Below are 14,521 nucleotides of genomic sequence, written 5' to 3'. Positions count from 1 at the left end.
TACTCCAAAATTAGAAAACATGCCTGGCGTTATTTATCAGATAATTCTTTCCACTTTTGAAACAATCTCCAAAAAATATAAGAAATCTGAATCGTATAAACTATTAATAAAGTACAGTGTATACTAGCAATCAAAAACATTTCCCAACTGAAAGAACTACCTCCAGTGACAGACTTTGAGAAAACCGGTAGTAAAGCTAAAAAGAGAAGCAAAATAGGAAGCATCCGCCTCGTTAAAATCCGTTTGACCATAGCTAACTTCCCGGCCGCATCATTATAAATTTCAAACTCGGCATCCGACTCAATTCCAGAACGAAGCTTTCTAAAGTAGGAAAACCCATTAAAGTCTGTAATATGCTCCCAGCCACAGTCTTTAAATAATTGTAAATAGGAGGCTCTCTCTGATTTTTTCATAGGATAAAAGTCCAACTGATAAGACACCTGCTCCGGTTGGCACTTTTCAAAAGTATACTTAACCGCAACTACTAAGTTAGAGTAGGTTACTTCCTTAAGTTTCCAGCCCTCAGCATGCCTTTTTCTAAGATATAAAGCCTCTCTATCATAATCCGCAATGGTAGCAATTCTATAAACAACCTTCTTTTCCATCATCTTCCCTCCAGACTGTTTCTATAGAGCCGTTCAATACGTTTCAATTCAATATCTAAGACTTTTCGTCCCAAGTCTGTAATCTGATAGATTTTACGTTTCTCCTCTTCTCGGACAAAGGAAATCAAACCATCCTTTTCCATCTTTGACAAGGTTCCATACATAGTCCCAGGACTAATCGAAACTTGCGAATCTGTCATCTCCTTGACCTTTTGCGTAATACTATAACCATGACCTTCCTTTTGCAGACAGAACAAGATATAAAAACCCGTTTCCGTCATCGGAAGATAAACTCGACGAATCTTATCCGTTAATTCCATTTATAGCCACCTCCTATCCAGTTCGATATATCGCACTTCGTTATATAAAATATATCACACCTCGATATAAAACACAAGAAAAAAGACCGCCCTCAGGCAATCTTTCTTCTTTATTAGTAAAGATCTAAATAATTATCAACTTCCCATTGCGAAACAAAGGTCGCATAGCTAGCCCACTCGATACGTTTCGCTTCAAGGAAGCTAGTGTAGATGTGCTCACCTAGGGCTGCCTTGACCACTTCATCTTCAGTCAAAGCTTTGAGGGCATTGTGGAGAGTTGATGGTAAGTCAGTAATTCCAGCTTCCTTACGCTCTTCAGCTGTCATGATGTAGATATTTTCTTCGATAGGAGCTGGTGCTTCAATTTTGTTTTCAATTCCGCTTAATCCAACTTCTAGAAGGACAGCCATAGCGATATATGGGTTTGCCATAGGGTCCACCGAACGCAACTCGAGACGAGTTCCCATACCACGTGAAGCTGGCACGCGCACAAGTGGCGAACGGTTACGACCAGCCCAAGCGATATAAACAGGTGCTTCATAACCTGGAACCAAACGTTTGTATGAGTTAACCGTTGGGTTCATGATGGCAGTATAGTTGTATGCATGTTTGATCAAACCACCAAGGAAATGGTAGGCCGTTTCTGACAACTGCATTCCTTTTGGATCATTTGGATCAAAGAAGGCATTGTTTCCTTCTGCATCAAACAAGGACATATTACAGTGCATACCTGATCCAGCAATACCAAATTTTGGTTTCGCCATAAAGGTTGCGTAAAGACCATGTTTGCGAGCAATGGTTTTAACAACAAGTTTAAAGATTTGAATCTTATCACAAGCACGGAGAACTTCATCGTACTTGAAGTCAATTTCATGCTGTCCAACCGCAACCTCGTGGTGACTCGCTTCTACTTCAAATCCCATTTTGGTCAAGACATTAACGATTTCACGACGTGTGTTGTCCGCAAGGTCAGTAGGCGCCAAATCAAAATAGCCACCTTTGTCATTCACTTCAAGGGTTGGGTCCCCATTTTCATCCAGTTTAAAGAGGAAGAACTCTGGCTCTGGACCAAGGTTAAAAGATTTGAATCCCGCTTCTTCCATGTGACGAAGAGCGCGTTTCAAATTGCCACGAGGGTCACCTGCAAAAGGTTCTCCTTCTGTTGTATAGACATCACAGATCAAACCTGCAACACTTCCATTTTCATCCCCCCAAGGGAAGACTGTCCATGTATCCAAGTCTGGATACAAGTACATATCTGACTCATTGATACGTACAAAACCTTCAATAGAAGATCCATCAAACATAGCCTTGTTTGACAAGACTTTATCTAACTGTTCATCTGTAGCAGGAATTTCGACGTTTTTCATGGTTCCCAAGATATCTGAAAACATGAGACGGATAAAGGTTACATTTTTTTCCTGAACTTCACGACGAATATCTGCAGCTGTGATTGGCATGTGCGTTCTCCTTAAATATGACTACTTGCGGTTCCTAACCGCGACCAAAAGGCGATCGTACTGAAGCAAAACGTCCCTGTTGGAGGAGTTCATTGTGAAGTGCACGACGCACCTCAGTTTGACTCACAGTTTTCTTGGACTTCGCCTCGCGTTCAGCATATTTTTTCTTAATCGCAGCAATATTATGACCTTCAGAGATATAATCTTTGATTTCAAGCAAACGATCCATGTCATTCAATGAATACATGCGACGGTTTCCTTCGTTTCGATCAGGTTTAATCAACTCTTGATCTTCATAATAACGAATCTGACGCGCCGAGAGATCGGTCAATTTCATAACACTGCCGATAGGAAAAACAGCCATATTTCGGCGAAATTCTCTTTCCTTCATTTACAATTTCCTTCTTTCTGTCTATTATAGTCTAAAAAAAGACAAACGTCAACGAATAATGTCATAAAATGTAACATTATTTTCTTTTTTTCTCCCAAAAGAGTTTCAGTTGCTCAATATCATAATTCACAAGGATTGCGACAAAAACTCCCATAAATGTTTCAAATACGCGCGCAAACACGTACAAAAATGTTTCTCCACTTGGTATTGATAGGGTAATAATCAACATAGCCGCTACACCACCAATAATTCCTGCCTTGTTGTTCATGGCAACATTTGTCATAATGGTTAACATGGTGCAAATTGGAACAACTAGTAAGGTTACCCAAAAGGCTCCATGAAATAAAGTGTTTAAGAGAAAAAAGACAAGGGCGTAAAACCCACCAATACTGTTGCCCAAGATACGCGAAGTTCCAAAATGGACACTCTTATCAAAACTCTCTCGTAGACTGAAGACCGCTGTTAACGCTCCAATTTGAAGCCCCTTCCAGCCAAAAAAACCAAAAATCAAGAGAACTAGAAAAACAGCAATCCCTGTTTTAAAGGTTCTCATTCCCAGTTTAAACTGTGACTTATCAAATTTATATTTTTTAAAATAACTCATAATCTCAACTTTCTATTTCCATTTTATCATAATTTGGGTGATTTTATGAGCAATAGTTGAGAGGAAGCGTTTTTATTTCGAGTAAAAGAAAAGAGGAACTTTCATCCCTCTCTTCTTTGATTTATTTATGAAATCTTATTTTTCTGTCAAGGCTGCAAGTCCTGGAAGAACTTTACCTTCTAGAAGCTCCATCGATGCTCCACCACCAGTAGAGATCCATGAGAACTTGTCTGCACGTCCGAGGTTGATTGCTGCGGCAGCTGAGTCACCACCACCGATGATTGATTTCACACCTGGTTGTTTCACGATCGCGTCCATGACACCGATTGTACCAGCTTGGAAGTCAGGGTTTTCAAATACACCCATAGGTCCGTTCCATACAACTGTTTTGGCACCAGTCAAGGCTTCGTCAAATTTAGCGATTGATTTTGGACCGATGTCAAGTCCAAGGAAACCTTCAGAAACAGCTTCACCTTCAGTATCACGAACTTCAGTGTAGCCTGCAAAAGCATTCGCTTCTTTTGAGTCAACTGGCAAGATCAATTTGCCGTTTGATTTTTCAAGAAGAGCTTTCGCCACATCCAATTTATCTTCTTCTACAAGTGAGTTACCGATTTCGATACCTTGTGCTTTGTAGAATGTGTAAGTCATCCCACCACCGATAAGGACTTTATCCGCTTTTTCAAGCAAGTTTTCGATAACACCAATCTTGTCAGAAACTTTTGAACCACCAAGGATGGCTACGAATGGACGTTCTGGAGCTTCAACTGCTTCTTGGATGTAGGCAATTTCATTTTCAAGAAGGAATCCAGCAACTGCTTTTTCAACGTTTGCTGAGATACCAACGTTAGATGCGTGTGCACGGTGAGCTGTACCGAATGCATCGTTTACGAAGATACCATCTCCAAGTGATGCCCAGTATTTACCAAGCTCAGGATCGTTTTTAGATTCTTTCTTGCCCTCAACATCTTCGTAACGAGTGTTTTCAACCAAGAGAACTTGTCCATCTTCAAGAGCGTTAACAGCTGCTTCCAATTCAGCACCACGAGTAACACCTGGGATGAAGACAACATCTTGACCCAATTTAGCAGCCAAGTCAACCGCTACAGGAGCAAGGGATTTGCCTTCTTTATCCGCTTCTTCTTTTACACGTCCAAGGTGAGAGAAGAGGATTGCACGTCCGCCTTGTTCAAGGATGTACTTGATCGTTGGAAGGGCAGCAGTGATACGGTTATCGTTAGTGATCACGCCATCTTTTACAGGTACGTTGAAGTCAACACGAACGAGAACTTTTTTCCCTTTCAATTCAACGTCTTTAACAGTCAATTTTGCCATTTGGAAAGACTCCTTTAAAAATTTTTACGAGACCATTATACCATATTTTAATCCATAAGGGAAAATTTTCACAAGTTTTCTGCCTGAAATGCTAAAAGAGAGACCGGAACCTTTCGTCCCAGACTCTCTTTTTTCATGTACCTTCTTTTTTACTTCTGTGAAGAAGGAAATTTTCAGACTGTTTTAGTCTTTCTTTTCTTTCTTTTTCCCTAGAGCTACAGCTACATACAAAAGATAACTGAGGGCACCTAGTCCAAGTAAGGCAAAGATAGGCAATAAGTTACTGCTCGTTCCAGTTTCTGCCTGACTAGCTACTTGTGCAGAGGCCGCTTCATCCGTCTTCTTATCAGATGGGGTAGCCGATTTATTTTCTTTTGGTGCGCTTGCAGTTTCTCCAGTTTCTTTCCGAGAAGTTTTTTCCTCTGCTTTCTTGCTGTCAGCAGATATTGCTGCTTGACTCGCTGGACTTTGAGCAGAGCTAGTCGCTTCTGAGACTGAGGCAGGATTTGTTTGTCCATTTCTGCCTTCTGAAAGGGAAATTGGTGTCACTACAACCGTAGGCTCTTGTGAACTTACTGCATCCGTCGGAGGTGTTGACTCTCCACTTGGTTCAGAATTTGGTTGAGTCGGAGTAACTGGCTCTTCTACTGGGCTTTCCCCTCGTGATGAGTCCTGAGAATTGTTATCCGGTTGCACTTGTGCCTGTGCAACTTTGGTTCCAACCAAGACAATTTCATCCACCGCTTGCGCCTGAACTTCTTTGCCAAGGAAACGGACAACTTCTTTGCCATCTACCACATCAATCAAGCCTACCAAAACTTCTCTACCAAGACTTCCAGCTTGAACAAGGCGCCGTTCCCCTTGAGGAAGCGTATCATCCTTACGCTCAACAGTACGGTATGGAACAGCTATCACATCCACTCGGGTTTGTTTTTCCTTCAAGTCTAAGAGGGCTGCTTTTAGTTCCAAGGCAGAAAGAAGGGGTTCCATTTCCTGAGCTCGTTTCGGTGTCAGAACCAATTGATCCAAAACGTTTTCAAGTGCACGAACACTATCGGTCGTATAGCGAGTCAAATCCTTTGGAAGTTTTGCCAGTTCTTTTTCAAGGATGCTGGCATTTCCTGGGAAGAAGTTCGCATTTTTGTCTGCAAAGGTCTTCAGCAAGTCTGTGACACGAGAGACATCGTAGGTAGCACTTGGATCATCTGCCCAAATCGCTACCATACTTCCGATCGTTGGAATCTCAACACCTTCCGCTTTTGGAACAGATCTAATCGGGGTTTTACCCATATTGGCAAGGGCTTTATCCAAGTTGTACAGGCCTTTATCTTCATGACCGAGGACATAATACCAAGCATCATTGGTATTTAGGATAGCGTGCCCCTTGTCAGCTAGATAGGCTGGAGATGCTACATTAAAGCCACTCCATCCACCCGTCCAGTAGGAAATAATGATATCTTTATCAAACTGTCCATAGGAACTATCTTCTTCGTAGTAGATACCGTCGTTAAAGGCCATCGGTTTTAAACCTTGTTCTTTAACAATGGCTGCAAGGTCGTTGACATAGGTTACAAAGCGATCGTAGCCTTTTTCTGGGAAGCCATATCCTGGCCATTTCTTATAGGCTTGGAGCGCACTCCATCCTGGTTCACCGATAGCATCATTAGCGTATTCGTCTGAACCAATGTTAAAGATTTCTACCTTACCAGAAAAGTACTGCGCATACTTCTTGATCAAAGCCTTTGTAAAGGCAACAGCTTCTGCATTCTCCAAATCAACGGTTCTAGCTGATTCTTTTTCTCCAAAGTAGTTAAAGTTTGCATCTTGAATGCCCAACTCCTTCATGGCTACTAAAATAGCGTCCATATGTCCAGGGCTGTTGATAACTGGAATAACTCCGATATGTTTAGACTTGGCATAGGCCAAAATATCATCCATTTCAGCCTTGGTCAATGCGTTTCCATTTGGATCCTTGTAGTAGGCATCATTTCCTGCTTGGAGGGCTTTCTTAACGGCATCGCTGGCATACTCTTTGCCATTAACCGTCAAGGATAGGTCATCTAGAAGGAAGCGGAGGCCTTCATTTCCCAAAGCTAGATGTAAATCTGTGTAGCCATAAGTCGCCAGCTGATCGATCAATTCCTTGATTTGACTCGCTGCAAAATACTTGCGACCAGCATCCAGTGAAACAACACGTTTTTTCGCCAGACTTTCATCCACTTGTGGTTGAACTTGTTCAGAATCGATTGCTTTCAATTGAAGACGGGCTTCTTTTAAGCGTTGTGTAAGACTGTCGATTTCGCCTTGTTGGGTTCGAGTAGAATCCTTGACTAGGGCTTCTACATCTGCTAAAACAGCTTTGAGTTTCTTCACGCTGCTTTCTGTGTAGAGACTTAAATCACTTGGAAGGACGGCTTCTTCCTTCAACAAGCCACTATAGTCTGCCTTAAAGTAAGGAGCATTCTTGTCTGCAAAAGCCTTGAGCAATTTGGCCACGTGGAGTTTTGAATAATGAAGTTCTGGTTTGTCAGCCCAGATACCGATTACACTACCTGCAATTGGTATTTCTTTTCCATTTGCTTTTGGAACGTTAGCCAGTGGTGTTTTTTGGATACCGTCTAAGCCCTGATTAAGATTATAATAACCTTGATTTGCATTGTAACGTCCCAAAACAAAGTACCAGGCATCATTGGTATTAAAGATGGTGTGTCCTTTTTGGGCCAAATAATCTGGAGAAGCAACATCAAATCCACTCCATCCAGCAGTCCAGTAGGAAACAATGATATCCTTGTCAAACTCTCCAAAACTACTGTCTTCATTGTAGTAGATGCCATCATTAAAGGCCATTGGTTTGAGTTGGTATTTCTTAACAATAGCTGCTAAATCATTGGCATAGGTTAAGAATTTATCGTAGCCTTTTTGTGGCAACCAATCCGCATCTGGCCATTTCTTGTAGGCCTGCAATTGGGACCAACCTGGCGAATCAAAGACATCATTGGCATATTCATCCAAACCAATATTAAAGATGTCGGTTTTACCAGAGAAGTAACTTGCATATTTTTCAATCAACTGCTTGGTGAAGGAGATGGCTTGATCACTATAAAGATTCACCGTACGTTTTGAGGTCTTATCACCATAGGTAAAGCTTGGGTTTTCAATTCCTAACTCTTCCATAGCATGAAGAATTGCATCCATGTGCCCTGGGCTATCGATGACTGGAATAATGCCGATATTCTTCTCCTTGGCATAGCGAATGACTTCGTTCATTTCATCCTGGGTCAAGAAGTTTCCATTTGGATCATTATAGTAAGAATTATTTCCTTTTTGAAGAGCTTCTTTAACTGCTTGACTGGAATACCCATCAATCGCCATATCATCCAGTAGGAAACGCAGGGCGTCATTTCCAAGCGCTAATTGGAGGTCTGTGTAGCCGTATTGGGCTAACTGGTCCACCAATTCCTTGATTTGAGCAACAGAGAAGTATTTTCTACCCGCATCCAAAGAGACAACTTTTCGAAGCTCTGTTCGCTCATCTTCTTGTTGGGCGTCTGGATTTTCCTTAAAGACCGCTAATTGGGCTTTGAGGGCTTCAATACTAGTCTTGAATTCTTTTGGCGTAACACCTTCTTTAGCCAAGACTTCTTTGGCCTCACTTAAGAGAGTACTCAACTGAGTAGCCAATTTATGACTTGGGTGTTTTTCAATCAATTGACTGGTTTCTGTCACAAGAGCTTGGAGTTGCTCTTCCTCTTGCTTATACAGAGTGCCACCATCTAGGGAACTGATGGCTTGGCTCAGGTCATTCAAAGCCTTATTGATGGCTTCTTGAGTTATATCTTCCGAACCAAGAAGGGTTACGGAGGCTTTCACGGCATCTTTAAATTGCTGTTTAGCTTCCTTGCTAGCAAAGGTATAGACTGGTTTTTTGAGACTATGACGTGCCTCTTCTAGGCGTTGTCTCAAGTATTCATCATTGAGTGCCGGCGGTAGAGAAACGATGACATCCAGTTCGATCGGCTGGTCCTTAAAGGATAGGGAAACTTTTTGACGACCAAATTGATTCTTGTCATAGCCTGTCAAGCTATCCTTGATTTCGTCCAAGGAATGGCGCTCAACACTGCCATCATCGTAACGAACTTTAAAGAGCCCCTTGGAAAGGTTGAGGTCTTCTCCAACAACATAGCTCACTTTTGGTTGTTTGAGCAGATCTAGTTGTACCACTTTTTTAGGTCCCATTTCCGCTTCACTAGCTACCCGAATGGTGACTGGGCTTGCAATCTCATGACCTAAATAAGAGAAGTGTAAGACTTGTTCTCCCAGTTTCTGCGCATCATAGCCTGAAACACTAATAGCAGGATTGCTGAGATGGATCAATTCGTCTTCTCGATCACCTGCATAGCGAATCCGAACCAGACCATCTGAAAGATTCAAAATATCCCCTGTGCGATAGAGAACTTTCTCAGGAGCAGACTCGAGGGTAACAGACTGGATGACTTTTTGAGCTTCTGGAACTGCAACAGTTAGGATGTTACTGAGTTCTTTGCCTTTTAGAGCCGTACGGTAATAGAGTCGGGCTGGTTTTTGAGCGAAGGACAAAGGTAGACTAGACAGAGCACCAGCATCGGTTGCAGTCAGTTGAGCAATTTCATGCTCTGCTTTAGCATCACTGTAAACGTGAATGGTCGCGCCAGCAGGGACATCTTTAAATCCTAATTGAACATGAGCTTGGTCTAAACTTCTCGCAGACACCTGATCCATCGGGATATTTGGAGATTCTAGATCTTCGCTTTCGTACATTTTCCAGTTGTAAATCCGAATGGCCTTCCAAGGAGTCCCATTATCTGACACCAGTACATCTAAGCGCCAATCTTGAGCAGTAATAGCTTGATCTAGTGTCACATCTGTCACGTGCTCACTATTGTCTCGGATAGATTTAGCCAGTTTCCACTGTCCATCTTGATCCTTGTAGTACAAATCAAAGTCTTTGGTATTCATCAAACCATCATTGACAGATTCCCCACCAGCACCAGCATGGTCCATAACCCAACGTTTAATAGTGCGAGGCTTGGTTAAGCGAATATCAACACTACCACTCAATTGGTCACTAGACCACTTGTCAGACAAGCTGGTAATCGTACCTGTCAACATACCATCAATACTTTCGCTACCCCCATCTCGGAAAGTAGAGTTTAAAACTTGGGCTCCCAAGACGACATTTTCAGCTGCAGCAGCTGGTTTTGTGGTGTCTTCAACTGTCATTCCCCAGTCAAAATCAACCAGAGTTCCTTCTGAACGAAGACCATTTTTCCCAACTGTTACAACTTTCAAGGTCTGTTTAGTCCCTTTTTGGTTTGCATCTCGAGATAGGTTTGGCACATAGATATTGGTATTGGATGAACCAGTAAGAAGTTTCCATTCATCGCCATTTTTGGCATAAACTTCATAATAATCCGCCGCTTGGTCACCCTTAAAGCGAAGAACAGCTTCGGCTTCTTGCGCATTTTGCAATTTTTGTGCTAGAACTTGAAGCTCTTGTGGTTTGGCAGGCGCTTGATTCTGGTCTGAAATGCTTAATTCACCTAGATTAAAGTGGTAGCCGTCTGCCTTTTCACTGTTTGCAAAGGCCAGTTTAATGCCATAGATGGTTTTTCCAGATAGTTCTGATAAGTCAAAACTATTGACCGTCCAATCATCTGAAACTTCTAGTTTTTTCCAATTATTCAGATCGTCATAACTATAATCCTTGCTGGTGGAGACTGCGATATAGACATCTGCCCCTTTTCCACCTCTGTGAGCAACCTTTAACTTACTGCCTTCTTTGACCTCAATTTTTGTTGAGTACAAATTAACATCTTGGATGGTCTTGGCTGCTAAATTCCCCTTAAAGGAGAGAGAAGTGCCCCCATTGTAGGCGTCATCAAAATCGTAACCGGCCTGTAAGCGCTCCTTATTCGAACGACCCCACCAGCGCCAGGTTGGTAGAACTCCTGCAACGGAACGGTAATTCCATTCACTATCCTTGGCTACCTTACCGTCGACAAACCATTTTTTTCCGTGCCCAGTATTAAAGGAAGTGCTAAAGGTGCTTCCTACAATCGGTGTTCGGTCTGCAATCAGATTGGCAATCCCGTACCAATCCTTGTCTTTTGGTTTTTGTTTGCTTGGATCCCCTTGATAGCCTGTCCAGAAAATATTTTCATGATCGTGGTAAGCATCTCCTGTCTTGCCCATCCCTGTAATGGTATCAGGGGCAAACAAGCCCAAGGATAAACGGAGTTTGCCATTTTCATCAAAAAGAGCATCCCAGTTTACTTTGGTATTATAAGAACCCCCTTTTTGCAATTCCAAACCAGCCATAACATCAAATGGACTTCTGCCAACATATTCTGTCCAATCGATCGTAGCATCATTTTTATCCTGGTTCCAGTTGAAGTTAGCAAAGAAGAAATCAGCTGGTACTTGACCATCCTCACCTTGGAGGTATTCTTTATTCCACTTACCAACACCATCCATGTGGTAACGACCACCGCCATAGCTAAGCGCGTCGTACCATGACCACTTGAAATCAATTCCTTTTTCAGCAGCGTATTTTTTAGCATCCAGCATGAATTCTCGCATTTGAATTCCCTTGCCATCGACTAACTCGCCATCTGTTTCTTCATTGATAAAGTAACCATCATATCCATAGTAATGAGCCAAATCGACCAATTTACGAGCAACTGGATAATGTCCGTTTTCATCCTGCTGCAAGGATTCTAAGAGGCGCTCTTGATCTTTGAGATTGTCTCCCCAGTTGTAAAAGAGGGTTCCATAAACCGGGACACCATTTCTGTGAGCAGAGTCAATCACGTCCGGTGTTGGAACTAAACCTTCCCAGAAAACCATCGAATCCAAGTATTGCCAATAATCAAAGGCATAGGCCTTAAATTCTTCTCCCCCAACGGAGGCATGGTCTTTGGCCTTGGAATTGGTATTTGATAGCGCTTGAACTTTTGCCTTGGTAGAAGCCTTCTCGTTAATGACGTGACCTTGGTGCCGCTCTTTTAAGGCAACGGACGCACGGTTAATAGCATCATCAGTTCGTTCACCCGGTTGCCAAGCCAACAATTCCTTCCAGGTATCAAACTTAATTTCCTTTGGTTTTAAGCTGGTTTCAGTCTTTTCTGGAACATCGGACAAGACTTTGCTTGGAGTTGCTTCTCGCTCCCTTCCTTGAACCGAGATGCCTGCCTCTTTTGTGGTTGATGTCACCTCAGAAATTGTGTCCTCTTCTTTTACAGCTTGATTTTCAGAGGTCTTGCTTTCTACTTTTGCTAGCGCTTCCCCTGAAATATTCGCTTCCTCCTTGACAGCTACTGGCGCTTCTGCTTTCTTCTCTTCTAAGGTTACTTGAGGGGAAACTACCGAACTTGCCTGTTCCGCTACTGCTTCCTTTGTCACTTGAACGGAATCTTGAGGAGCCGTCTTTTCAAGAGCCGGCACTTCCTCTTTAGCTACCGTTTCAGGGCTGGTTTCTGCTAAAACTTGATTGTCACGAACAGTCTCATCCTCCTTTTGCTCCCCTGTAGGATGAGCAAGTGCCACACTTGCCTCTTGGTTGGCTATCTCTACTTGATTCGCCAATACTGGTGAAGCAAATAAAAAAGAACCAATCATCAAGGAACAAGCACCAACACTAAGCTTGCGAATACTATAGCGACAACGTCTTTCAAAAATAGAGTTTTTCATATTCCTCTCCTTTAAAAATGTATCATGTTTCACACTTAAAGCAGAACTAATACTCAATGAAAATCAAAGAGCAAACTAGGAAGCTAGCCATAGACAGTACTTGAGTACGGCAAGGTGAAGCTGACGTGGTTTGAATTTGATTTTCGAAGAGTATAAGACTCATGAATCCTTTTTGGTCAGGTGTCAGTGAGCTTGTTTGCCAGGTGCTAACTTCCCTTTTATAGAAAGGGTTTCCACAAGCTCTATTGTACAAAGTTTTAGAAAGCGCTTCAATCTTTTTTTCAAAGTCCTTTAAATTGATGAAAAAAAGGTATACAGAGGTTAATAATGGAAATTTTTTTAAAAATTTCACTCCAAATACTTGTCGAAAATGACTTGAAGCATTAAAATAGAAATGGAAATTTTTCATAGATTTTTGGGAGGTTAGAGCCATGACAATTAATTGGCAGGAAATCTTATTTCAGTTTTTAGGAGGCTTGGGGCTCTTTTTATACAGCATCAAAACCATGGGAGACGGTTTACAACAAGCTGCTGGAGATCGCCTTCGTTTTTACATTGACAAGTACACTAGCAATCCCTTTTTAGGCGTTCTAGTCGGAATTGTCGTAACTGCTCTCATTCAGTCAAGTACAGGAGTTACAGTCATCACAGTTGGGCTGGTCAGCGCTAGTCTTCTCACTCTTCGACAGGCTATCGGCATTATTATGGGCGCCAATATCGGGACCACTGTTACTTCTTTTATCATCGGTTTCAAGCTTGGCGAGTATGCTTTACCCTTGATTTTCCTTGGAACCATGTTGCTATTCTTTACTAAAAACAGAACAGCAAATAATATCGGGCGCATCCTGTTTGGAGTCGGGTGAATCTTCTACGCCCTGAATCTGATCAGTGCTGGCATGAGCCCCCTCAAGGACCTTCCGCAATTTAAGGAATACATGATCACTCTGGGACAAAATCCGATTTTAGGAGTTTTGACCGGTGCAGTCATTACTGTCCTCATACAGGCCTCTTCTGCAACTATCGGGATTCTACAAGGCCTCTATGCAGGTGGGTTCCTTGACCTTAAAGGTTCACTACCAGTTCTCTTTGGAGACAATATTGGGACAACCCTAACCGTTATCATTGCGGCAACTGGAGCTAACATCTCCGCTAAACGTGTTGCGGCAACCCACGTTACCTTTAACGTTTTAGGAACCATCCTTTGCTTAATCTTGTTAGACCCCTTCACTGCTATGATTGAGTACTTCCAAACACTCCTTCACCTCTCACCTGAGATGACGATTGCCTTTTCTCATGGAGCCTTTAACGTCACTAACACAATCGTCCAATTTCCATTTATTGGTGCCTTGGCTTACTTTGTTACGAAACTCATTCCTGGTGAAGATGAGGTGGTTAAATACGAACCCCTTTACCTGGACCAATACCTCATCAAACAAGCCCCTTCAATCGCTCTTGGAAACGCCAAAAAAGAACTCCTTCACTTGGGGAATTATGCTGCTAGTGCCTTTGATTTGGCCTATGATTACATTCTCTACACCGATGAAAAAGTCGGACAAAAAGGTCACAAGACGGAGGAAGCTATCAATACTATCGACGAAGAACTCACCCACTACCTCATTCAACTATCCAGCGAGCCCCTAAGCCCAAAAGAAAGTGAGATTTTAACCAACGTACTCGATTCGTCTCGAGATTTGGAACGGATTGGGGACCACGCAGAAGGATTGCTCAACCTAACAGACTACCTCCAACGTAAGAATGTTCAATTTTCTGAAGCTGCTTTAGAGGAATTAGCTGAGATTTATCAAGCAACAACTGCATTTATCAAGGATGCCCTTGATAGTGTGGAAAACAATGATATTGAAAAAGCTCAAAGTCTGATTGAACGCCATAAAGAAATCAACAATATGGAACGCGTTCTCAGAAAGACCCACATCAAACGCCTTAACAGAGGTGAGTGTTCTACACAAGCTGGGGTCAACTTCATCGACATCATTTCCCACTACACCCGTGTATCTGACCACGCCATGAACCTTGCTGAAAAGGTCATCGCTGAACAAATTTAATAAGTCATAAGCCAC

Annotated in this window: 6 protein-coding genes and 2 pseudogenes; 1 reads left to right on the top strand and 7 read right to left on the bottom strand. The window is 42.4% G+C overall.

The window, feature by feature from the left end:
- Positions 1 to 29: 29 nt before the first annotated feature.
- The 7 genes and pseudogenes from K1I71_RS03275 to K1I71_RS09615 form a co-directional block, all read right to left on the bottom strand.
- On the bottom strand, positions 30 to 605 hold the full coding sequence (locus K1I71_RS03275; protein WP_223330232.1) for a DUF2812 domain-containing protein: 576 nt from the start codon (positions 603 to 605) through the stop codon (positions 30 to 32).
- Positions 605 to 925, bottom strand: a complete 321-nt coding sequence (locus K1I71_RS03270; RefSeq protein ID WP_112444454.1) for a PadR family transcriptional regulator — start codon at positions 923 to 925, stop codon at positions 605 to 607. The genes K1I71_RS03275 and K1I71_RS03270 overlap by 1 nt, the downstream gene beginning before the upstream one ends.
- Before the next feature lie 113 nt (positions 926 to 1,038).
- Entirely contained in the window at positions 1,039 to 2,385 is a 1,347-nt protein-coding gene (gene glnA / locus K1I71_RS03265; protein ID WP_223330217.1) for a type I glutamate--ammonia ligase, read from the bottom strand.
- A gap of 34 nt (positions 2,386 to 2,419) precedes the next feature.
- A complete protein-coding gene (gene glnR / locus K1I71_RS03260) occupies positions 2,420 to 2,776 on the bottom strand; it encodes a transcriptional repressor GlnR (protein ID WP_045591749.1) in 357 nt (118 codons plus the stop codon).
- Between the two features lie 76 nt (positions 2,777 to 2,852).
- Complete coding sequence (locus K1I71_RS03255; RefSeq protein WP_223330216.1) at positions 2,853 to 3,380, bottom strand: FUSC family protein; 528 nt, start codon at positions 3,378 to 3,380, stop codon at positions 2,853 to 2,855.
- A 135-nt stretch (positions 3,381 to 3,515) separates the two neighbouring features.
- On the bottom strand, positions 3,516 to 4,715 hold the full coding sequence (locus K1I71_RS03250; RefSeq protein WP_223330215.1) for a phosphoglycerate kinase: 1,200 nt from the start codon (positions 4,713 to 4,715) through the stop codon (positions 3,516 to 3,518).
- A 723-nt stretch (positions 4,716 to 5,438) separates the two neighbouring features.
- Positions 5,439 to 12,443, bottom strand: a pseudogene (locus tag K1I71_RS09615) (endo-beta-N-acetylglucosaminidase); the annotation flags it as partial.
- A gap of 431 nt (positions 12,444 to 12,874) precedes the next feature.
- On the opposite strand from K1I71_RS09615, the pseudogene K1I71_RS03240 reads away from it, so the two are divergent.
- Positions 12,875 to 14,506 (top strand): annotated as a pseudogene (locus tag K1I71_RS03240) (Na/Pi cotransporter family protein).
- The last annotated feature ends 15 nt before the right edge of the window (positions 14,507 to 14,521 follow it).

The organism is Streptococcus mitis (assembly GCF_019929545.1).
In the GTDB taxonomy this organism is placed as follows: domain Bacteria; phylum Bacillota; class Bacilli; order Lactobacillales; family Streptococcaceae; genus Streptococcus; species Streptococcus mitis_BU.
The sequence above is the reverse complement of the archived record's forward strand: the minus strand, read 5'-3'. Positions and strand labels throughout refer to the sequence as shown.